Genomic DNA, 20,726 nt, shown 5'->3' with positions numbered 1-20,726 from the left:
CTTTCAGGGTAGGGCGCCTGCCCTGCCCTGTACTTTTAAGTATATTATTTAAGGAGAAATGCAAATGGTAAGCGACAACATAAAGCTGACCCCACAGAACGCCCCCCATAGGGCCCTGTACCACGCCCTGGGGCTCACCGAGGAGGAAATCTCCCGGCCACTGGTGGGCATAGTAAGCTCCTATAACGAGATAGTCCCCGGGCACATGAACATCGACAAGATAGTGGACGCGGTGAAGCTGGGGGTGGCAATGGCTGGCGGCACGCCTATAGTCTTCCCGGCGATAGCTGTCTGCGACGGCATAGCCATGGGCCATGTGGGCATGAAGTATTCCCTGGTGACAAGGGACCTGATAGCCGACTCCACCGAGGCCATGGCCCTGGCCCACGGCTTCGACGCGTTGGTGATGGTCCCCAACTGCGACAAGAATGTGCCGGGGCTTCTGATGGCGGCGGCGCGGCTGAACCTGCCCACAGTGTTCGTCAGCGGCGGGCCCATGCTTGCCGGGCACGTGGACGGCTGCAAGACCAGTTTTTCGTCCATAAGCGAGGCGGTGGGAGAGTTCAACGCAGGCAAGATCACCGAGGAGAAGCTCAGGGAGTATGAACTCAAAACCTGCCCCAGCTGCGGGTCCTGCTCGGGAATGTACACAGCTAACTCCATGAATTGCCTGACAGAGGTGCTGGGCATGGGTCTTCGGGGCAACGGCACCATACCCGCCGTGTACTCCGCCAGGATAGAGCTTGCGAAGCACGCGGGCATGGCCGTGATGGACATGGTTAAAAGAGATATACGCCCCCGGGACATCATGACCGAGGCGGCCTTTAAAAATGCCCTGACGGTGGACATGGCCCTGGGCTGCTCCACCAACTCCATGCTGCACCTGCCGGCCATTGCCCATGAATGCGGCATTGAGATAGACCTGGACATAGCCAACTCCATCAGCGAAAAGACCCCCAACCTCTGCCATCTGGCACCCGCCGGGCGCACCTATGTGGAGGACCTGGACGAGGCCGGGGGGGTGTACGCCATCATGCACGAGCTGAACAAGAAGGGGCTACTCAACACGGACTGCATGACCGTCACCGGGAAAACCGTGGGCGAGAATATTGCCAATACGCCCAACCTGGACCCCGAGGTGATACGGCCTATCGAGAACCCCTACAGCGAGACCGGTGGCATTGCCGTCCTCAAGGGCAACCTGGCCCCCGAGGGTTCGGTGGTAAAGCGCTCGGCGGTGCTGCCGGAGATGTTAGTGCATGAGGGGCCCGCCAGGGTATTTGAGTGCGAGGAGGACGCACAGGCGGCCATAAACGCCGGTAAGATTAACCCCGGCGACGTGGTGGTGATACGTTATGAAGGGCCCAAGGGCGGGCCCGGTATGCGGGAGATGCTGAACCCCACCTCCGCCATAATGGGCATGGGCCTTGGCAGCAGCGTGGCCCTTATCACCGACGGACGTTTCTCCGGGGCCACCAGAGGCGCGTGCATTGGCCACGTCTCCCCCGAGGCCGCCAGCGGCGGGCCCATCGGCATTGTACGGGAGGGGGATATAATTTCCATTGATATCCCGGGAAATAAGCTGGAGCTGAAAATAAGCGCCCAGGAGTATGAGGAGCGCATGAAGGCCTTTGTGCCCAAGACGAAGCCCCTGTCCGGCTACCTCAGGCGGTACGCCGCCCTGGTCTCCAGCGGGGCGAAAGGCGCGGTGCTTAACTGATGGCAAAGAAACTTTCAAAACTGGCATTACGGCTGCGGTCCATGACCGTGTTCCGGGACCTGTTGGACGACCCGGTGATAGGCGCGCTTATAAGGTGCCTTGAGCGGCTGGGCAGCGGCGCGGAGCGGTTCGCCCCCGCATACTCGGAGTTTGTCTCAAGGCTGTATAAGGCCGGGTATGTAAGCCTTGCGGAGTATATCCGGGACCGGGTTTTCGACAGCGACAACGTGTATATCCGGCTTATGGGCGCGGGGACACTGCCGGACAAGGTGATGCTGGACAGCACAGCCCTGGACCTGGACACGCTTAGCTGTGTCGCGGGACTTGACTCGGGCAGGCTCCTTGAAGAAGCAAGCTGCAATTTCAATCTCGCAAAATTCGAGGGCAAAAAGCTGAACCTTACCAACGAGTACGCCCAGAGAGCCCGGGACATCGACAGGTTCGGCTATGGGGTGTACGCCCGCCACAGAATGTTCCACTGGGAGGAGGGCAGGGTTTCTCCTGTGCGCACCCCGGACCCCATAAGGCTCTCTGATCTCATCGACTACGACCGGGAGAAGGGGCTGATACTGCAAAACACCCGAGCCCTGCTTTCGGGAAAGCCCGCCGCGAACCTGCTGCTGACCGGCGACGCGGGAACAGGCAAATCCTCCACGGTGAAGGCCGTGGTCAACGAGCTGTGGCAGGAGGGACTCAGAATAGTTGAGATACGCAAGGAACAGCTCCACGAGATTCCCGGCATACTGGACGAGCTGAACCTAAACCCCTTAAAGTTCATACTCTTTATAGACGACCTCTCCTTCCAGAAAAACGACGACAACTTCAGCGCCCTTAAAGCTATGCTGGAGGGCTCTGTGTCCGCCAAGTCCCGCAACGTGGTGATATACGCCACCAGCAACCGGCGGCACCTTGTAAAGGAGACCGCCGCCGACCGGGAGGGGGACGACCTGCACCGGCAGGACGCCATGCAGGAGGCCGCCTCCCTCTCGGAGCGCTTCGGCCTTAGGATAACCTTCCAGCGGCCCTCGAAGGAGACCTATCTCGGCATCGTGCGGGAGCTGGCAAAAAAAGAAGGCGTGACCCTTCCCGACGAGGAGCTCTGCGCCGGGGCCGAGCGCTTCGCCCTTTCCCGCGCGGCCCGCAGCGCCCGGGCGGCCCGGCAGTATGTGGACAGCCTGCTGTCAGAGCAGGAGTAAAAATTTACCGGAATCACCAGAAAATGGCGGCGGCCCAAAGGAGCCCGCCGCTATTTTTATGCCCCGCCCGCCTTGACTTTTCCCGCGCGGAAGAATATAATGGTTTTAATTGTATTATTTGAGAAAGACGGAGGATACCTATATGTGCAAAAAGTTTATCAGCCTGATATTGAGCCTGACAATACTGCTGGGCGCCGTGTGGGTCCCGGCGGGGGCGGCGCCAGGAGACAATGTGACGCTCATTTTGTTTAACACTGAAACTAATAAACAGATAAGCACCATATCCGCAAAAGAGGGTGATCCCTATATAATTCACATGAATAATGTCGCTTCCCCCAGCGTGACCGGCTATGATTTTAAAGGTTGGTCTGCTACACAAAGCGGAACAACACCGATTGATATGACCGCCTCTATCCCTGCGGGAACGAATGGTTACGTATTTCTATATACCATTTTTACGCCAAAGGATATAACCGTCACTTTTAATAATGGCTATGGCGGAACAAACAGCATAATAGACACAAAAACCCTGGCATTTAACAGTAGTTATTCTTTTCCTACCACCCCCTCACGCCCTAACTATACTTTTGCCGGATGGTACACCGCCGCATCCGGTGGCACTGAGGTCACCGGTATCACCCCAGTAACAAACGCCAGCAACCACACTATTTACGCCCACTGGACAAGGGACACTATAACTGTAAATTTAGACTATAACGGCGGCAAATACAGCAATGCTGACAACGCCCAGGTTACAGTACAATCAGGGGATGCTTATTCAACCGCAATATCAAGATATACACCCACCTTGGATGGGTTTACCTTTGATGGATGGACTATGAGTAAAAACACAGGCAATGTTATCGATTTGTCCACAACGATAGCGTCAGCCGCTTCTCCTAAAACACTGTATGCCAAGTGGACCGAAGCTGAATACATCGTAACCCTCGACCCTAATGGTGGCGACGCAATAACTGACAATCAGTTTTCAATAAAGCATAATGGTACATACGCAGAAGCAAACAAGGTTACGCCTACCCGCACCGGCTATACTTTCAAGGGCTGGTATACCGCGAAAAGCGGCGGCACTAAGATTGAAGATACTTCTAAATATACTGACTTAAAAGTCACAACGCTTTACGCCCAGTGGGAGGCCATAAGCGGCATTGAGCTCACCTTTGACTTAAACACCCCCAAGGACGTTACTACTCCAGCTCCAACCCCTCCTGCCAAAACAACTGTCACCTACGACCAGCCCTACGGCAAAGCCCTGCCCTCCCCCACCCCCGCTCCCCTGAAGGGGGATAAATATGAGTATACCTTCTCCGGGTGGTATGAAGCAAAAGAAGATGCTGTCAAGACCCAAAGCAGCCCTGATGTTGAGGAAAAAACCTACGCCCCGGTGAAATCCACCGACCTGGTTAAGAAAGCCACTCCCTTTTCCCTCTACGCCCGCTGGGGCTACGACATAGAGTTCTTCGCCAACAACACCGATGATGTTAACACGGAGACTGCCTTTGCCACGCTGAAATGCGTCACCGGCGCGCCTTATGGCAGTCTGCCCACAGGCAGGCCGTCTAAGCCGGGGTATGAATTTTTGGGGTGGTACAAGGGTGCCGAAGATAGTGCTGGTAAATTCGAGCCCACTGCCAGCGATATTGCCGATGGAAGCGTTAAAAAGCTCTATGCCCACTGGGAGGCGGCTGAGTATACGGTGTCGTTTGACGCTAACGGCGGGGAATTGGCTGAAAATGCCTCCAGGCAGAAAACGGTCACGTTTGAAGGCGACTATGGCGACCTGCCGACCACAAAACCCCGCACCGGCTACACTTTCTTGGGCTGGTTCTCCCTGCCGGACGGCGGCACGGAGGTTAAAAAAGACACCAAAGTCAACACGGCTGGCGACCACACCCTTTACGCCCACTGGAAGCCGGTTGAGCTCAGTCTGAACTTTATATATAATTTCCCGGGCGGCATTACTCAGGACACAAGCACGCATCCCAATATTTCCTCGACCAAGGCCATATACGGCCAGCCCTACGACACGGCACTCCCGGCGAGGAACCCTTCGCCTGTAACCAGCGATGAAAAGGTCACTTATACCTTCGACGGTTGGTATACCACTAAAGAGGATAAAAATGCAGACAGCAGCGGCAACGGCGCGGTCACCGGCAAGAAGGTGCAGTCCTCTCTGCCTGTGGAGCTTGAATATTCCGGCAACTCCGCCACCCTATTCGCCCGCTGGAAATATAAGGTGAGCTTCTACGCAAACCTAAATCCTGAGGCCACAAGCCAGAGCCCCATCAGCGGCGTAAGTCTCGACGCGGTCGCTGGCAGCCGGTATGGCCAGCTGCCCGGACAGCCCGGCGGGAACCCCTCCAAATACTTCCTGGGGTGGTTCACAAAGCCCATCGACGGCACTGAGATCAAGGACACCGCTATTGCCGACGGCAAAACTGTCAAGCTATATGCCCATTGGGGCGATACCCGTGTCTGCACCATCACCCTCGACGGCAACGGCTTCACCCTCCCGGAGGGCTATCTCACCTCCGAGATAATCGAGTACGGCCAGAATTACAGCAAGCTGCTCGATAATATAAGCGACCCTGTCCGCGAGGGGTACACCTTCCTTGGCTGGTACCTGAACGCCGAGGGCACCGGCAGCGCGGTGACCCGCAACAGCATTGTCAACGGCGACCATACCCTCTACGCCAAGTGGAGGATAAACACCTTCAAGGTCACCCTAAACTTAAACTACGGCTCCAGCTCCTCGGTGAAGACCGTTGACTACGGCACCGAGCTCAGCAAAGTTCTTACCGAGCCGGAGCGTACCGGGTACGCCTTTGAAGGGTGGTTCACCGACCAGAAGTGCGAGAACCCTGTCGCTCCTGATACAAAGGTTACATCGGACGTCACCCTCTACGCCAAGTGGATAGAGGCCAAGAGGGTAAATCTGGTGGTAAACGGCGGCACACTGCCCTCCGGCACGCCGGCCTATATCAACGTATACGAGGGCGGCCAATATAATCTTCCCACCCCCACATGGACCGGCTGCACCTTCCAGGGCTGGTACACCCAGGAAAACGGCGGCACAAAGGTAAGTTATGGCGATAAGGTCCCCGCCGTCGACTCAATCCCCTCTACTCTATATGCACAGTGGATACCTATGGATGTGACCGTCACCTTCGACCCCAACGGCTCTCCTAACCATCAGGCCAGCACCAGGACCTATAAGGTGGGCTCTAAATACGGCATCGGCCTTGGCGCCCTGAACTGGTCCGGCTATAAGTTCATGGGCTGGTACACCCAGCCCACGGGCGGCGAGAAGATCGAAGCCACCACGGTGGTCACGGTGAAAAGCAGCAACGACCTGACCATAACCCTCTACGCCCACTGGGGTTATGAGGTTAGTTTTGACCCCACCGATGGCAGCGGCTCCATGGACCCCCAGGTGGCTGAGATAAACCAGCCGTACACACTGCCGGTATGCACCTTTGAGCCCCCTGCGGGTATGCGTTTCGGCGGCTGGGCCGCCGGTACCCCCGAAGCCTCCACCACCTACCCCGGCGGCTCCCAGTATACCGTGAACCGCCGTGTGACCTTCTATGCCACCTGGACCACCGCCCCCATCGTCATCACCGCCACCTGCACCTCCGGCGGCAGGCTGACCACCGAGGACGGCAAGACCAATGAGGTCACCGTGGAGCGGGGCACGGATATCACCTTCGTGGCCCAAGCTAACGATGGCTATGAGCTCAAGGAACTGCTGGTGGACGGCGTCAACTATAATTATACTGACGTGCACACCTTCCGCGACGTTATGGAGGACCACACCATACACGCCGTGTTCCAGCGTATCGGCGCACCCTCCTACTCCACCTGCGACCACGGAACCTCCTGCCCGCTGAACGGCTACAGCGACTTGAATACCAGTGAATGGTATCACGACGCAATACACTACTGCGTGGACAACGTGATAATGGGCGGCACCGGGAGCAGTAAATTCTATCCCCGCAGGAACACCACCCGCGCGGAGCTGGCCGTCTCCCTCTATAACCATCAGGGCCGTCCTCCTGTGGCCGGCAGCGGGCTGCTGCCCAACACCTACAGTGACGTAAAAGCCGGCGAATGGCACTATCAGGCCATAGAATGGGCCACAAAGGAGGGTATCCTCGCCGGGTATGGCAACGGCAAGTTTAGACCAAACCAATCCGTCACCCGTGAACAATTGGTGGCCATCATCTGGCGGCATGCCGGCAGCCCCAAGCCCCGCAGCACCACCCTGCGCTTTTACGACGCCGGCAGTGTCAGCGGCTACGCCTGGGAGGCCATGTGCTGGGCCACGGAGCAGGGCATCCTCCAGGGACGCTCCAGCGGATATCTTGTACCCAAGGGCACCGCTACCCGCGCGGAGGTCGCCCAGATGCTCAAGAATTACCTAAACTAAATACTCCACAAAACAGGACCGGCCCTTTTTGAGGCCGGTCCTTATAATTTACTGCCCTGTTCCTGCTTCCGAAAAGTCAGCGGTCATTACCAGCGAACCATCGATATACTCTGCCACAAGCTCCCCGCCCATGCGCTCGCAGAGGGCCCTGGCTATGGAGAGGCCCAGGCCGGTGGATTTGCGGGCGGCTTCGACTGTATAGAACCTGTCGAACAGCTTCCCCACCTCCACCCCGGTGAGAGCCCGGCAACGGTTGGAGAACTTTACCTTACCGCCCGGGGTCAGCTCCACCCGCAGGTCGCCGTCGCTGTACTTGGCGGCGTTGCTGAGAAGGTTCGAGAACACCCTTGAGAGCGCCGCCCTGTCCAGCCTTCGCACCACCTGTCCCGGCGGCATGGTTATCTCGGGCTCTATCCCCTTCTCCGTAAGCACCGTGTAGAAGGACGCAAGGCTCTGCTCCAGCGCCGCCCCCAGGTCCACCGGTTCAGCGTTCAGCCCGCCAGGGTCCGACAACACCACGCAGTATCGAAAAAGCTCCTCGGTAAGGCTGCGCAGCAGCTCCGCCCGGCCGCGTATGACGTCCGTATACCCCGCAGCCTTCGGGCTCAGCTCCTCCCGCTCCAAAAGCTCCAGATATCCGCAGATGGCCGTCAGCGGCGTGCGCAGGTCGTGGGAGATGTTCGTCACCGCGGCCTTCAGCTCAAGATCCCCCTGCTGATACCGAAGCCGCTCCCGCCGAAGCCGCTTGAGCTCCGAGTTGACTACCGAAGCCAGCTCCCGCATACTCTTGTCCCGGCTGGAGATGTCGATAAGCGTGTTGGTGTCCTCCCGAAGCTTCTTGGAAAAGCCCTTCGCTATCTCCCCCGCCGCCCGGCGCATGAGCCGCAGCTTTATCCCAAGGCCGATGACCGCAGCTATAAGCGCCAGCAGCAAGAGCCACAGAAAAGGTCCCATCAAATCACCCCCAAAGCTTTATCGAAGGTCCTTGCGGCGGAACAGCCCAAGGCCCAGGGCCGTTGACAGCAGGGCCATGGCTCCGGCGTTCAGCCCCACGCTCCACGCCGGGACCTGCCTTTGGGTCAGGCCCATCAGGTGGAATATCTGTCCCCCTGGGAGCAGGTCGTTCACAAGGCAGAGCCCCGTGCGCAGAGGTTCTCCGATGTAATAGGGGTTTGGGACCATCTCGGTCTCGGAGACCTTCAGCTCCCTGCCCTCCCGGTCCACGTACCGCAGAACAGTCTCGCCCTCCTCGTTCACCACCTCCACCGTCCCCGTCACGTCCCGCACCTGTGGCGGCTGGGCAAGGCAGTTCTCAAGAAGGGACGCGCCGTCTAAAAGGAGCGCCATCATAATTATCACCACCACCGTCACCGCCCTATGTGTCATCAGCATAGAGACCGCCACGGTAATGGCCGTCAGGGACAGCAGCACTAGGATACTCGCCCCCATGCGCACCGCCAGCTCCCCCGGGTCCAGCAGGAACGTGCCGCCCCCGGCATACCCCACGGGCAGCGCCACCAGCAGGTGCAGGGCGAAGTAAAAGAGCCCCGCAAGGGCGCTCACCAGCAGGTTTGCAAGGTACACCGCCGCCCGGCTGTGTCCCACGGAGAGCTTGCTGCGGTAGGTGCCGTCGTGATAGTCGGTGTTCACAAACAGCACCGTCACCACCGGCACCAGCAGCGCCGCCAGCCCCAGAAACCCGAATACCTGGGCTTCAAGCCCGGTTGCTCCAGGGCCCCTAAGCCCGCTTATAGTAAAATTCACAATACCCAGGTCATAAACCACAAGGGCTGCCGCCCCGATCCACAGGCGCTTTGAGCGCAGCATCACAAATGTATTCGCGCAGATAAGTTTCCACATATTCCGCTCCCCCCCTAATCAATATCCATCCTCAAAAAGCCTATCATCCCGAGGATCACCGCAATCATCGCCACCCCCAGCCCACTGACGGCCAGCACCCAGAGCTCCGACTGCCTGAAGCTGGTACCTATAAGCTGTAAGGCCTCCCCCATGGGGCTCACGTCCAGAAAAAGACAGTATACCCCCCGCAGCGGCTCCTTCACATAGGCCGGGGCGGTTCTGGGGATGGCGAGCCCCGCGTCCATTCGTGCGCAGCAGGACATCAGCAGGAAGGCCCCCGCAAACCCCGCCGTGGTCACCCACCGCCTGGGGAGAAGCAGACCCACAAGCGTATATATGGCCGTAAATGACAGCAGCACCGCCAGATAGCAGCCCAGCCTTGCAAAAAGCCCCGCCCCCGGCCCGCCAAGGAGCAGCGGCCCCAGCAGGAGCGCCGGCAGCAGGTACAGCGCAGCCAGGATAAGCCCGCCAAGATACTGCACCAGCAGGTGGCTCATGTACACCTCCCCGCGGGTGCGGCCTATCACAAGCTTATTCTTTATGCCCCCCGAGCTGTGGTCTCCATTGAGAAAGCTTACGGCAATCAGGGCCTGGACGTACACCATAGTAATGACGAAGTCCATCGCTGCCACCTCCGGGCCCACGTCCTGCCTGTCTTCCAGGGCAAAGTGCAAAAGCAGGTTGCAAAGCCCATACACGGCCATGAAGGCCCCTCCCAGCCGGAAGGGCCTCCATCGCCAGAGCCGCGCCATATCAGCAGCTATGAGCCGTCTCATTTCAAGTCCTTTCTCTTGAATATCCCAAGCCCCAACAGGGTAAAGCCCACTATGAGCAGCACCGAGTAGAGCACCAGCTGCCAGACCGGCGTGACAAGCTCCACACGCTCCTGCTTCTCAATATCCCACTCCACATGGCCCCTCTGGACTATCTCCCAGAGCTGCCCGCCGGGGGACACGTCGTTATACTTTCGCATGATGGTACGAAGTGGCTCATGGACATAGCCGGGGTTTGGCACCATGGGAATGTCGTCTGGGTCTGCGTACTTATTTCCCTCGCTGTCAAAATATTCATACCGCGTATTGCCGTCCTCGTCGGTTATTATCGTCACGTCTCTATAATCGGGGGTCGTATCCGGGCTCTCCAGCATACTGTTCATCATCTGGGAGCCGAACATCATGCCGATGGCTATAAGGGCGCAGAGCACCAGGGCATAGCGCCCGGTGATAAGGGTGGCGATAAAGGTAGCTATGGCCGCAAGGGCAGCTATTGTCAGAAGCAGGAGACCGCCTCTGAGCAAAGTGTCCGCAAGATTATTGAAGGTCAGGCCAATGCCGCCCACAAGCACAACCACGAAATGTATAGCAGTGTAGAATATCTCCACCAGCCAGACTATCAGCAGGTTTGCTATATAAACCGAGCTCCTGCTCCGTCCCACCGTAAGCTTGTTCCTTATGGTGCCGTCGTGATAGTCGGTGTTGATAAAGAGACCGCAGATAATGGGCAGCAGCACAAAAATCAGGGGGGCAAAGGACAGTATGCTCTCGTCAAGGTTCGCGTCGGCAAAGCCCTGGCTTACCAGCCTGTGCCGGGACCAAATCTCTATCCCGGCGAAGCCCGCCATGAATACGGCCCCCAGCCAAAGGCGCTTGGTGTGGAGCATGGAGAAGAAGTTGGCGGATAAAAGCTTCATCATCTGCGCGCACCCCCCTTCCCGGTACCCACAAGGCTGAGGAAATAGCTCTCAAGGCTCTCGTCGTGGTTCTGCACCGAGAAGACCTCGCAGCCCTTTTCAGAGAGGGCAGAAATGAGCTTCGACATATTCACCGCGTCATAGATGTCCACCTGCCGGTTCTCCAGTATCTTGTACTCAAGGCCCATTTCGTCCAGCACCAGGGCTGTGGCCTGGGTGTCGGACACGTCGGCCCGGATGCACTTGCGGCAGGTAGCCTCCAGCTCCTCGGCGCTTATCTCACGAATCATGCAGCCGCCGTCTATAAAGCCGTAGTGGGTGGCCAGCTTGTGCATCTCCTCTAAGATATGGCTGGAGATAAGCACGGTGATGTCCCGCTCCCGGTTGAGCTTTAGGATAAGCTCCCGGATCTCCACAATGCCCTGGGGGTCCAGGCCGTTGACAGGCTCGTCCAGCACCAGGAAATCCGGGTCTCCGCACAGGGCCACGGCTATGCCCAGCCGCTGGCGCATACCCAGAGAGAAGTTCTTGGCCTTCTTTTTGCCTGTGCCCGAAAGGCCCACAAGGTCCAGAAGCTCCTCTACGCAGGAGTAGTCCGGCAGGCCCAGGATCCGGCACTGCTGTTTTAAGTTATCGGAGGCCGTCATGTCCAGATAAATGGAGGGAGTCTCCACCACAGCGCCCATTCTGCGGCGGGCCTTGACTATCTCCGGGCTGCCGTCGTTTATGCCGTAGAGGCTGTAGGTGCCGTAGGTGGGCATTTGCAGCCCGCAGATAAGCCGCAGAAGCGTGGTCTTGCCCGCGCCGTTTTTGCCCACGATGCCGTATATGGCCCCCTTGGGCACCGAGATGTTAAAGTTGTCCAGAGCCTTGAACCCGCGGTATGACTTGCCCAGGGCGCTGGTTTGAAGTACGTATTCCATAGGGTTACCTCCTTTTGGTGATGGGATTATTATAGTACCAAAAGGTTAAGAAAGCGGTTAAGAAAAGAGTTAAGATTTGGTTAAGATTTCATCTTTCCCTGTAAGCTTAAAGCCTATCCCCCAGACCGACTCTATATACTCCCGCCCGGTGGCGGTCCTCAGCTTCTTCCTGAGATTGCTGACGTGGGTTTTCAGCGAGCTCTCCGTGCAGTCAGGCGTATCAAGGGATATGCGCTCCAAAAGCTGGGACTTCGTCACAACCCCTGTGGGGTTGCGCATGAGCTGCCGTAAGATAGCGTACTCCGTGGGGGTCAGCCTTATCTCTTCGCCGTCATAGTAGGCGCAGTGCATTTGCGTGTGCAGACTGAGCTTACCATAGTTCAGCCTGTCATGCTCCCGTCGGGCTCCGTCACGAAGCTGTACAGCTATCCTTGCCAGCAGCTCCTTTGTGTCAAAGGGCTTCGTCACATAGTCCGCCGCGCCCCCCAGGAGCATATCCACCTTGCTGTCCACCCCGGCCTTTGCGCTGAGCACTATAACCGGCACACCATCAAGCCTTGGGAGCAGCTCCTCCCCTGACAGCCCCGGCAGCATAAGGTCCAGAAGCACCAGGTCCGGCTGAGCCTGGTCCACCAGCAGCAGCCCCTCCGTCCCGGAGTAGGCCCGAAAGACCTGGTACCCCTCCCTGGTGAGTATCTCCTCTAAAAGGTTCCCGATGTGCAGGTCGTCGTCCACCACCAATATCCTGTCCATTATGACAGAGCCTCCAAAAGCTCCTTACGTGTCATGGGCCGGATAAGGCTCTCGCCTATCCTTGGAAGGAGTATAAAGCGTACCGTATCTCCGTCGCTTTTCTTGTCCAGCGCCGTGGCCGCCACTATCTCCTCCATGGCAAAGCCGGGCTCTGTGGGCATACCGTACTTTTTGAGCGCCCCGGCTATACGCTCCCCGGTCCCGGGCTCCGTCACCCCTAGCCTCTCGCCGGCCTTGCAGGCCAGCACCATGCCGATACCCACCGCCTCGCCGTGGGAGATGTCCCGAAAGCCGTGAAGCTTCTCCAGGGCGTGGCCGCAGGTATGGCCGAAGTTCAGTATCATCCTGCGTCCGGTATCTTTAGTGTCGGCCTCCACAAAGTCCCGCTTGATGGAGACAGAGCGGCCCATCACCTGCTCCAAATCCTCCAGAGCAATGCTTTGCTCTTGCGCGCCGCCTCTCTCAAGGGCCTCGAACAGCTCCTTATCTGCTATAGCTCCGTGCTTTATGACCTCGCCCAGACCGTCGTTAAAGTAGTGCTTTGGCAGCGTGGAGAGGGCGTCCGGGTCGCTTATGACGGCTATGGGCTGATGGAAGGCCCCCACCAGGTTCTTGCCAAAGGGCAGGTCCACCCCGGTTTTGCCTCCAACGCTTGCGTCCGCCTGGGACACCACGGTGGTGGGGACCTGGGCAAAGTCCATCCCTCTGAGGAAGGTCGCCGCCGCAAAGCCGCCCATGTCCCCGGTGACCCCGCCGCCCAGAGTTACAATAAGGTCCGTGCGGGTAAAGCCGCCCTCTGAAAGGGCCCTGTACATATCACAGACCGTGTCAATCTGCTTATGCTCCTCACCCGCCGGGAAGATAAATTCGCTCACCGGGAAACCCACGCCCTCCAGAGACTCCCGCAGCCGCCTACCGTAAAGGGGCATAACATTGCTGTCGCTTATAAGCATCACCCGGGTCCCGGGCTTCTTTAAGGGGCGCAGCAGCTCCCCCGCCCTGTCCAGGGCCCCCCGCTCCACTGTGACGGTATAGGGCCTGTCCGTCCTGACTTCTATATTCATAAGCCTGTCTCCTCTCTGTGTTATCCGACCCGCCGCTTGATGTCCCCGGCTCGTTTAAGAAGCTTCCGAAGTTCCCGCTCGTCGCCCTTCGACACAGCGTCCCTTATGGCTTTAAGGTTGCCCATAAGCTCCTCCAGTTCCTCGGTAAGAGCGTCCTTATTGTCCAGGAACAGCCTGCTCCAAAGCTCGTCGTTTATGTTCGCCACTCTCGAAACGTCCCGATAGCTCCCCGCCGAGAAGCCCTTATGCTCCGGGCAGCGGGGGCTCAGCACATAGGCGCAGGCCAGAGCGTGGGGCACCTGGGAGGTAAAGGCTATCATCTGGTCGTGGTGCTTTGGGTCCGTGCGCACTGTCCGCCCAAATCCCATACAAAGTGCCATCTCCTCCACCAGTTCCACCGCCCACCCCGGCGCGTCCCCAGGCACGAGGAGGTACGAGGCCCCCACGAATATGCTGGGGTCCGAGGCGGCAAAGCCGCTGCGCTCCTTCCCGGCCATGGGGTGTCCGGCTACAAAGACGTACCTGCCGGTATTCCGCAGCTCCTCCATGCCCGCGCAGACCGCAGACTTTATGCCGCAGGTGTCCGTAAGCACACAGCCCTCCCGAAGGTCCGGCCCATGCTCCCGGGTGAAGTCCAGGGCCGCGCCCGGGTACACGCACAGGTACACCATATCCGCATTTTTTAGGTCCTCTATCCCCGCCTTGCCGTCAATGGCCCCGCAGGAGCACGCGTCCAGAAGAGAACCCTCATCTGTATCCATGCCCAGCACCTGATGAGGAGTGTTCTGCTTTAAGGCCTTTGCGATAGAGCCGCCGATAAGCCCCAGGCCCACTATGATTATCTTCATGGCCCCGTTATCCTTCATAGGGAGTGCACCGTGCCGAAGACCGTGTTGACCTTCTTCGCAAGGCTGTCGAACTGGTCGGGGGTGATGGACTGAGCCCCGTCGCAGAGGGCGTGGCTGGGGTCGTTATGCACCTCGATGATAAGGCCGTCCGCCCCCACGGCGGCAGCGGCTATGGCAAGGGGCTCTATGAGCCAGTTTATCCCGCTGGCATGACTGGGGTCCACAATCACCGGCAGATGGGACAGGCGCTTTATCACCGGCACCGCCGAGATGTCCAGGGTGTTGCGGGTCATGGTCTCATAGGTGCGTATCCCCCGCTCGCAGAGGAGGACCTGCTCGTTGCCCTCGGCCATGATGTACTCCGCGCTCATTAAGAGCTCCTCGATGGTGTTCGCAAGGCCGCGCTTTAGCAGAATGGGCTTATCCAGCTTTCCAAGGCGCTTCAGGAGCTCGAAGTTCTGCATATTCCGGGCTCCCACCTGGATTACGTCCACATCGTCGAAAAGGGGCAGGTGCTCCGCGCTCATTATCTCCGTGACTATGGGCAGGCCGGTCCTCTCTTTGGCCTTTGACAGCAGCTCCAGGCCCTCTGCCTTCATGCCCTGGAAGGCGTAGGGGGAGGTGCGGGGCTTAAAGGCTCCCCCCCGCAGGAAGGACGCGCCGGATTTCTTCACGCTCTCTGCCACCAGGCATATCTGCTCCTCGCTCTCCACCGAACAGGGCCCGGCGATAAGCGCCAGGGTGCCCCCGCCTATCTTCTGTCCGCCGGGGAGGGTTATGACGGTGTCCTCGGGGTGGAACTTGCGGTTGGCCTTTTTATAGGGCTCCTGGACCCGGCGCACGCTGTCCACAACCTCCTGTGCCGCTATATACTCCTCGTCCACGGCAGTGGTGTCTCCCAACAGGCCCAACACGGTGCTGTGGGCGCCCACCCAGGTGTTCACCTGCACGTCGTAGGAGCCGGTGAGCTTTTTTATGAAGCTGTCCACCTTCTCCTTTGGCTGGTTTGCTTTCAGTACGATGATCATGTCTTTCTACTTCCCTTCATGTAATTTTGCAAAAGAAAAAGGAGCCCCAGTTCCTAAAAGGAACTGTCCGGCTCCGCACAGCGGGTATCCCCGCGTAAAACCTATCCTCCCCCGCCGCTTTTTCTGGGCGTTAAGAGGCAGCGCAGCCGTATGTAAATCTCCACGCGGAAAAAGCCCGCGCGGTAAATCGCAGGCTGAAAAAGTAGTAAAATCGTTTCGCGTATGAGAGTATCATGCGGCCCGGCTCCTATATCTTTGGTCTTTGGTTATTTTAGCGCATATCGCTTGGGTTGTCAAGGCTTTTTTCTAATTTGGCAACTCGCCGCGCCACCGTCAAGGGCGGCGCTCCCGCGTCTACTGCCACATCAGCGGCCGCCCGATACAGGGGTATGCGTCTCTCATAGAGTTCGTTTATCACCCTGCGCCTGTCGGGCACCTGTAAGAGGGGCCTGCGCTTATCGTTCTTCAGCCGCTCCTGTAGGGCGGCCAAAGGCGCGTCCAGAAGGACTATCAGCCCGCGCTCATTGTGAAAGGCCTCCACATTATCTCCGCTGAGCACAGTGCCGCCGCCGCTGGCGATTATCAGCCCCGGGGTCCCGGCCACCTCCCGGACAGCCTGCCGCTCAAGCCTGCGAAAGCCCTCCTCGCCGTACCGGGCGAAAATCTCGCTGACGGTCATACCGGCCTTCTCCTCAATATACCTGTCCAGGTCGCAGAGCTCACGGCCGCAAAGCACTGCGGCCCTTCTTCCCACGCTGCTCTTGCCACAGCCCATGAAGCCGCAGAGAATTATGTTCCCCTTCATGCTCCCCCCCCAAACCTTACAGCCAGCTCCTCCTTGGCCTCCTCTATAAGCTGTAGTATATCCTCATTCCTAAATTCAGTGCCGTACCATATTTTGTGTGAATACGCCGCCTGACAGACCAGCATACCCATCCCCGGCACGGTCTTTTTGCGAAGCTCCTTTGCAAGCTTTAAAAGCTCCGTCTCCCCCGGATTGAACACCGCGTCGAACACCGCCTCACAGCGCTCCACCACCCTCCCGCTCACCGGGCAGGCCTTCACCTCCGGGTACATACCCACGCTGGTGGTGTTCACCAGCAAGCCGTATTCCTTGCCGGGCTCGTCCTCCAGTTCCCTATAGCTCATGACGGTTATGCGGAATTTCTTATCCCCCCGGGCCCTTGCAAAGTCCGCCAGCTCCCCTGCGAGGGCCATGGCCTTGTCGCAGGAGCCCTCCCGGTGGGCTATGCTGATATCAAAGTCCGGCCGGTTCACCGCCGCCTGGAAGGCTATGGCACGGGCCGCGCCGCCGTTGCCCAGGATAAGGACCCTCCTGCAAAAATCAAGGCCGTGTACGGCAAGGGACACCGCCGCGCCCGCGCCGTCGGTGGTATAGCCGTAGAGCCTGCCGTCAGTGACCTTCACTGTGTTCACCGAGCCGCAGAGTCTGGCGCTCTCACACATATCCTCAAGATAGGGTATAATGCCGGTCTTATGGGGAATTGTGATGTTAAAGCAGTCAAGCTCGCGAAGCTTTGGCAGCGCGTCGGCAAGATTCGGCACATCGATGACCTGATACTCCATGGGTATGCCCGATAGCCCAAAGAGCCTTTCCTGGATAAACGGAGACATCGTATGGCCTATTGGGTGCCCGATAACCGCCGCTTTCTGGGTCTTCATAGGAAAACCTCCCCTTTTTTAGGTATTTATGCGAAATTTTTTCAAATTCATAGTTGACAAAGCACGTTTCAGTTAATACAATGATAGGGACGAGAGACTTACCGTCCGAGAGAGATTATACCACACCCCGGCCGGTCTGTCTACCCCGGCATCGGGGAAACCCCTTTTATCGGGAAGCTCAAGACAAAAATAATAGGAGGCAACAAAATGGTACTGGAAAAAATCAAGGCCATACTCAGTGAGCAGTTCAGCGTGGAGGAGAAGGAGATAACCGTGGACACCCTGTTGGAGGACGACCTGGGCGCGGACTCCCTGGACGTGGTGGACCTGCTGATGACCATCGAGGACGACTTTGAGGTGGAGATCCCCGACGAGGAGGTCGAGAACATCAAGACCGTCGGCGCACTGGTGGAGTACATCGAGAGCCACTCTCAGGATTGACCTTACTTTTCCCTTACTCAAAAAATGCCTGGACGGGCCGTCCGGGCTATTATTTTATGTGGTTTTACCAGAAAACCCCAATTATTCGACCCCAAAGGAACCGGGGCCACATTTTCCATCGGCCAGGCGGAGCAGGGCGGCATTTAATCACGGTGGCAGGACAAACTTTGAGGTGGACGCCCCGATGGCAACGAGCTGGGGTTCTCAAAATAGCTGGGTAAGTCCCCTGACCCCAGGGGCTTTTTTCTTATTTTCCTTGCAAAACACGAACTTTGCCGCTATAATAGGTGCAAAAGCGCAAAAAAGAGAGGACGGTAAAAAATGGCACAACAGAAAAAGAGGGTGGAGGATATCACCTCCATGGACGTAGACTTCGCCCAGTGGTACACGGACGTTGTGAAAAAGGCGGAGCTGGCCGACTATTCCAGCGTGAAGGGCTGCATGGTATACGAGCCCTATGGCTACGCCATCTGGGAAAATATCCAGCGGGAGATGGACACGCGCTTTAAAAAGCTGGGGGTGCAGAATGTCTGTATGCCCCTCCTCATCCCCGAGGGGCTTTTGCAGAAGGAAAAGGACCATATCGACGGCTTCGCCCCCGAGTGCGCGGTGGTGACCCAGGGGGGCGGCGAGGAGCTCAGTGAGAAGCTCTATATCCGCCCCACCAGCGAGGTGCTGTTCTGCGAGCACTATCAGAAGAAGATACACTCATACCGCGACCTGCCCAAGCTCTATAACCAGTGGTGCTCTGTGCTCCGCTGGGAGAAGACCACCCGGCCCTTCCTGCGCGGCATGGAGTTTTTGTGGCAGGAGGGCCACACCATGCACGAGACCGCCGAAGAAGCCCAGGAGTTCACCCTTAAAATGCTGAGGGTATATGAGGAGGTCTACCGCGACGCTTTGGCAATACCGCCCGTAGTGGGCAAAAAAACCGAGAAGGAGAAGTTCGCCGGGGCCGAGGCCACCTATACCCTGGAGCCCATGATGCATAACGGCGTGGCATTGCAGGGCGGCACCACCCACTACTTCGGCGACGGTTTCGCCAAGGCCTTCGGCATCACCTTCACCGGCCGGGACAATCAGCTTCACACCCCCCTCCAGACCTCCTGGGGCATGAGCACCCGCCTGGTGGGCGCAGTGATAATGGTCCACGGCGACGACAACGGTCTGGTGCTGCCCCCGAGGATCGCCCCCGTCCAGGTGGTGATAGTGCCCATCGCCCAGCATAAGCCCGGGGTCCTTGAAAAAGCGGCAGAGCTGCGGGACAGGCTCAGCGAGAAGTTCCGGGTAAAGCTGGACGACAGCGACAACTCCCCCGGCTGGAAGTTCGCCCAGTACGAGATGCAGGGGGTGCCCCTGCGCATAGAGATAGGCCCCAAGGATATTGAAAACGGCCAGTGTATGCTTGCCCGCCGTGACAACGGCGACAAGTGGCCCGCGCCCCTTGAGGACCTGGAAAACACCATTACGGCTGTGCTTGACGTGATACACGACAGTATGCTCCACAAGGCCCAGGAGAACATGGACCAGAAGACCCACGTCGCCCATGACCACGAGGAATTCCTGGACATAGCCAAAAACAAGCCCGGCTTTATCAAGGCCATGTGGTGCGGGGACAGCGCCTGCGAGGACAAGCTCAAGGAGGAGACTGGAGGCGTCAAGTCCCGCTGCATACCCTTTGAGGAGGAGCATATCTCCGACGTGTGCGCCTGCTGCGGGAAACCGGCAAAGCATATGCTCTACTGGGGCAGGCAATACTGATGTAGTTTACCGTAACTATAAGTCCGGGCCTGGAACAAAAAATTTTTATGAAAAGCTCCAAATACCTCTTGCCTTTTTTTCCCATATGTATTACAATAGGCTTGTAATCAATGTGTCGTGTATTTCCCGCCTGCGGGGAATACACAGCATATAATAATAGGAGGATGATTCCCATGGCTAAATTAAAGATAGGCTTCATCGGCTGCGGCGGCATCGCCAACCAGAAGCACCTGCCCGGTATGTCCCAGCAGACCGAGTACGTTGATCTGTGCGCCTTTTGCGACCTGATCCCCGAGCGCGCCGAGAAGGCTGCCAAAGAGTACGGCACCCCCGACGCCAAGGTCTATACCGACTATCACGAGATGCTGGCTGACCCCACCATCGACGCCGTACACGTGCTGACCCCCAACATCGCCCACTGCGAGATCACTGTTGCCGCTCTCGAAGCTGGCAAGCATGTTCTCTGCGAGAAGCCCATGGCGGCCACTCCCGAGGATGCCCAGAAGATGCTGGACGCCCGTGACCGCACCGGCAAGATGCTGACCATCGGCTATCAGTACCGCCACTTCCATGAGAACGCCGTTGCCCGCAAAGTGGTTGCCGACGGCTGGCTGGGCGACATTTACTACGCCGAGGCCACCTATCTGCGCCGCCGCGGCGTGCCCACCTGGGGCGTGTTCACCGACAAGTCCAAGCAGGGCGGCGGACCCCTGATCGACATCGGCACCCATGCTCTGGACAACACCCTGTTCCTGATGAACAACTACGATGTTGATTACGTGGTAGGCACCTCCTTCGAGAAGCTGGGCCGTCTGCTCACTCCCGATGTACAGGGCCAGAACAACTGGATGGGTGAGCCCGACCACTGGAACAACGAGACTTATGACGTTGAGGACTCCGCTGTGGGTCAGATCAAGATGAAGAACGGCGCCGTCATCAACCTGCGCGCCTCCTGGGCCATGAACATGGCCGAGAAGGCCGGCTGCGACAACCAGGCCCATACCCTGCTCTGCGGCACCAAGGGCGGTCTTGACACCCTGGAGGGCCGCGTGCGCCTGAACCATATCGTCGCCAACGAGCAGACCATCTCCTGGGTCGGCGAGAAGATCCGCGGCTATATTCCCGGCTTCAGCCAGGGCCCCGCTCCCCTTTCCAAGGAGCATGACATCTGGGTCAAGGCCCTGCGCGGCGAGGGCGAGCTGTTCGTCACCGCCGACCAGGCTTTCGTGGTGACCAAGATCCTCGACGCCATCTACCAGTCCTCCAGGACCGGCCAGGCCATCAAGTTTTAAGCCGGGCGCGAGGTAAATCG

General features: G+C 58.2%; 17 protein-coding genes. 6 read left to right on the top strand and 11 right to left on the bottom strand.

Features of this window, described 5'->3' with window-relative positions; genetic code table 11:
- The first annotated feature begins 64 nt into the window (after window positions 1–64).
- The 3 genes from ilvD to ADH66_RS04550 all read left to right on the top strand — a co-directional run bounded on the left by ilvD (window position 65) and on the right by ADH66_RS04550 (window position 7,363).
- On the top strand, window positions 65–1,720 hold the full coding sequence (gene ilvD / locus ADH66_RS04560) for a dihydroxy-acid dehydratase (RefSeq protein WP_066535128.1): 1,656 nt from the start codon (window positions 65–67) through the stop codon (window positions 1,718–1,720).
- Window positions 1,720–2,916 (top strand): ATP-binding protein, encoded by a 1,197-nt coding sequence (locus tag ADH66_RS04555; protein ID WP_066535129.1) that lies wholly within the window; start codon window positions 1,720–1,722, stop codon window positions 2,914–2,916. Before ilvD ends, ADH66_RS04555 begins: the two co-directional genes overlap by 1 nt.
- Before the next feature lie 142 nt (window positions 2,917–3,058).
- A complete protein-coding gene (locus ADH66_RS04550; protein ID WP_066535134.1) occupies window positions 3,059–7,363 on the top strand; it encodes an InlB B-repeat-containing protein in 4,305 nt (1,434 codons plus the stop codon).
- 48 nt (window positions 7,364–7,411) lie between these two features.
- On the opposite strand, the gene ADH66_RS04545 is transcribed toward ADH66_RS04550, so the two are convergent.
- The 11 genes from ADH66_RS04545 to ADH66_RS04495 form a co-directional block, all read right to left on the bottom strand.
- Window positions 7,412–8,317: a sensor histidine kinase gene (locus ADH66_RS04545; RefSeq protein ID WP_066535137.1), complete on the bottom strand. Its 906-nt coding sequence runs from the start codon at window positions 8,315–8,317 to the stop codon at window positions 7,412–7,414.
- Between the two features lie 18 nt (window positions 8,318–8,335).
- On the bottom strand, window positions 8,336–9,223 hold the full coding sequence (locus ADH66_RS04540) for an ABC transporter permease (protein WP_066535142.1): 888 nt from the start codon (window positions 9,221–9,223) through the stop codon (window positions 8,336–8,338).
- 14 nt (window positions 9,224–9,237) lie between these two features.
- Window positions 9,238–9,999, bottom strand: coding sequence for an ABC transporter permease subunit (locus ADH66_RS04535; RefSeq protein ID WP_088364372.1), 762 nt, complete (start codon window positions 9,997–9,999; stop codon window positions 9,238–9,240).
- Window positions 9,996–10,916 (bottom strand): ABC transporter permease subunit, encoded by a 921-nt coding sequence (locus ADH66_RS04530; RefSeq protein WP_066535145.1) that lies wholly within the window; start codon window positions 10,914–10,916, stop codon window positions 9,996–9,998. Before ADH66_RS04530 ends, ADH66_RS04535 begins: the two co-directional genes overlap by 4 nt.
- Window positions 10,913–11,836 carry an ATP-binding cassette domain-containing protein gene (locus ADH66_RS04525; protein WP_066535150.1) on the bottom strand — a complete coding sequence of 308 codons (924 nt, stop codon included), beginning with the start codon at window positions 11,834–11,836 and terminating at the stop codon, window positions 10,913–10,915. The genes ADH66_RS04530 and ADH66_RS04525 overlap by 4 nt, the downstream gene beginning before the upstream one ends.
- A gap of 69 nt (window positions 11,837–11,905) precedes the next feature.
- On the bottom strand, window positions 11,906–12,589 hold the full coding sequence (locus ADH66_RS04520) for a response regulator transcription factor (protein ID WP_066535152.1): 684 nt from the start codon (window positions 12,587–12,589) through the stop codon (window positions 11,906–11,908).
- A complete protein-coding gene (gene aroB / locus ADH66_RS04515) occupies window positions 12,589–13,653 on the bottom strand; it encodes a 3-dehydroquinate synthase (protein WP_066535155.1) in 1,065 nt (354 codons plus the stop codon). The genes ADH66_RS04520 and aroB overlap by 1 nt, the downstream gene beginning before the upstream one ends.
- A 20-nt stretch (window positions 13,654–13,673) precedes the next feature.
- Window positions 13,674–14,519, bottom strand: coding sequence for a prephenate dehydrogenase (locus tag ADH66_RS04510; protein ID WP_236757184.1), 846 nt, complete (start codon window positions 14,517–14,519; stop codon window positions 13,674–13,676).
- On the bottom strand, window positions 14,516–15,529 hold the full coding sequence (gene aroF, locus ADH66_RS04505) for a 3-deoxy-7-phosphoheptulonate synthase (protein ID WP_066535156.1): 1,014 nt from the start codon (window positions 15,527–15,529) through the stop codon (window positions 14,516–14,518). Before aroF ends, ADH66_RS04510 begins: the two co-directional genes overlap by 4 nt.
- A 271-nt stretch (window positions 15,530–15,800) precedes the next feature.
- Window positions 15,801–16,334, bottom strand: a complete 534-nt coding sequence (locus ADH66_RS04500) for a shikimate kinase (protein ID WP_066535158.1) — start codon at window positions 16,332–16,334, stop codon at window positions 15,801–15,803.
- Window positions 16,331–17,212 carry a shikimate dehydrogenase family protein gene (locus ADH66_RS04495; RefSeq protein WP_066535159.1) on the bottom strand — a complete coding sequence of 294 codons (882 nt, stop codon included), beginning with the start codon at window positions 17,210–17,212 and terminating at the stop codon, window positions 16,331–16,333. The genes ADH66_RS04500 and ADH66_RS04495 overlap by 4 nt, the downstream gene beginning before the upstream one ends.
- A 207-nt stretch (window positions 17,213–17,419) precedes the next feature.
- Between ADH66_RS04495 and acpP the strand changes: the two genes are divergently transcribed.
- The 3 genes from acpP to ADH66_RS04480 all read left to right on the top strand — a co-directional run bounded on the left by acpP (window position 17,420) and on the right by ADH66_RS04480 (window position 20,706).
- Complete coding sequence (acpP, locus tag ADH66_RS04490) at window positions 17,420–17,653, top strand: acyl carrier protein (RefSeq protein WP_066535161.1); 234 nt, start codon at window positions 17,420–17,422, stop codon at window positions 17,651–17,653.
- A 321-nt stretch (window positions 17,654–17,974) separates the two neighbouring features.
- Window positions 17,975–19,414: a proline--tRNA ligase gene (gene proS, locus ADH66_RS04485; RefSeq protein ID WP_066535163.1), complete on the top strand. Its 1,440-nt coding sequence runs from the start codon at window positions 17,975–17,977 to the stop codon at window positions 19,412–19,414.
- 173 nt (window positions 19,415–19,587) lie between these two features.
- Window positions 19,588–20,706 (top strand): Gfo/Idh/MocA family protein, encoded by a 1,119-nt coding sequence (locus tag ADH66_RS04480; RefSeq protein ID WP_066535167.1) that lies wholly within the window; start codon window positions 19,588–19,590, stop codon window positions 20,704–20,706.
- The last annotated feature ends 20 nt before the right edge of the window (window positions 20,707–20,726 follow it).

The sequence above is a fragment of the Acutalibacter muris genome (genome assembly GCF_002201475.1).
In the GTDB taxonomy this organism is placed as follows: Bacteria; Bacillota; Clostridia; order Oscillospirales; family Acutalibacteraceae; genus Acutalibacter; species Acutalibacter muris.
This window is presented reverse-complemented; position numbering and strand designations above follow the sequence as displayed.

Excerpts from the sequence above, each read along its gene's own strand:
- ilvD (WP_066535128.1), top strand. The coding sequence starts at position 65 with ATGGTAAGCGACAACATAAAGCTGACCCCACAGAACGCCCCCCATAGG.
- ADH66_RS04555 (WP_066535129.1), top strand. The coding sequence starts at position 1,720 with ATGGCAAAGAAACTTTCAAAACTGGCATTACGGCTGCGGTCCATGACC.
- ADH66_RS04550 (WP_066535134.1), top strand. The coding sequence starts at position 3,059 with ATGTGCAAAAAGTTTATCAGCCTGATATTGAGCCTGACAATACTGCTG.
- ADH66_RS04545 (WP_066535137.1), bottom strand. The coding sequence starts at position 8,317 with ATGGGACCTTTTCTGTGGCTCTTGCTGCTGGCGCTTATAGCTGCGGTC.
- ADH66_RS04540 (WP_066535142.1), bottom strand. The coding sequence starts at position 9,223 with ATGTGGAAACTTATCTGCGCGAATACATTTGTGATGCTGCGCTCAAAG.
- ADH66_RS04535 (WP_088364372.1), bottom strand. The coding sequence starts at position 9,999 with ATGAGACGGCTCATAGCTGCTGATATGGCGCGGCTCTGGCGATGGAGG.
- ADH66_RS04530 (WP_066535145.1), bottom strand. The coding sequence starts at position 10,916 with ATGATGAAGCTTTTATCCGCCAACTTCTTCTCCATGCTCCACACCAAG.
- ADH66_RS04525 (WP_066535150.1), bottom strand. The coding sequence starts at position 11,836 with ATGGAATACGTACTTCAAACCAGCGCCCTGGGCAAGTCATACCGCGGG.
- ADH66_RS04520 (WP_066535152.1), bottom strand. The coding sequence starts at position 12,589 with ATGGACAGGATATTGGTGGTGGACGACGACCTGCACATCGGGAACCTT.
- aroB (WP_066535155.1), bottom strand. The coding sequence starts at position 13,653 with ATGAATATAGAAGTCAGGACGGACAGGCCCTATACCGTCACAGTGGAG.
- ADH66_RS04510 (WP_236757184.1), bottom strand. The coding sequence starts at position 14,519 with ATGAAGGATAACGGGGCCATGAAGATAATCATAGTGGGCCTGGGGCTT.
- aroF (WP_066535156.1), bottom strand. The coding sequence starts at position 15,529 with ATGATCATCGTACTGAAAGCAAACCAGCCAAAGGAGAAGGTGGACAGC.
- ADH66_RS04500 (WP_066535158.1), bottom strand. The coding sequence starts at position 16,334 with ATGAAGGGGAACATAATTCTCTGCGGCTTCATGGGCTGTGGCAAGAGC.
- ADH66_RS04495 (WP_066535159.1), bottom strand. The coding sequence starts at position 17,212 with ATGAAGACCCAGAAAGCGGCGGTTATCGGGCACCCAATAGGCCATACG.
- acpP (WP_066535161.1), top strand. The coding sequence starts at position 17,420 with ATGGTACTGGAAAAAATCAAGGCCATACTCAGTGAGCAGTTCAGCGTG.
- proS (WP_066535163.1), top strand. The coding sequence starts at position 17,975 with ATGGCACAACAGAAAAAGAGGGTGGAGGATATCACCTCCATGGACGTA.
- ADH66_RS04480 (WP_066535167.1), top strand. The coding sequence starts at position 19,588 with ATGGCTAAATTAAAGATAGGCTTCATCGGCTGCGGCGGCATCGCCAAC.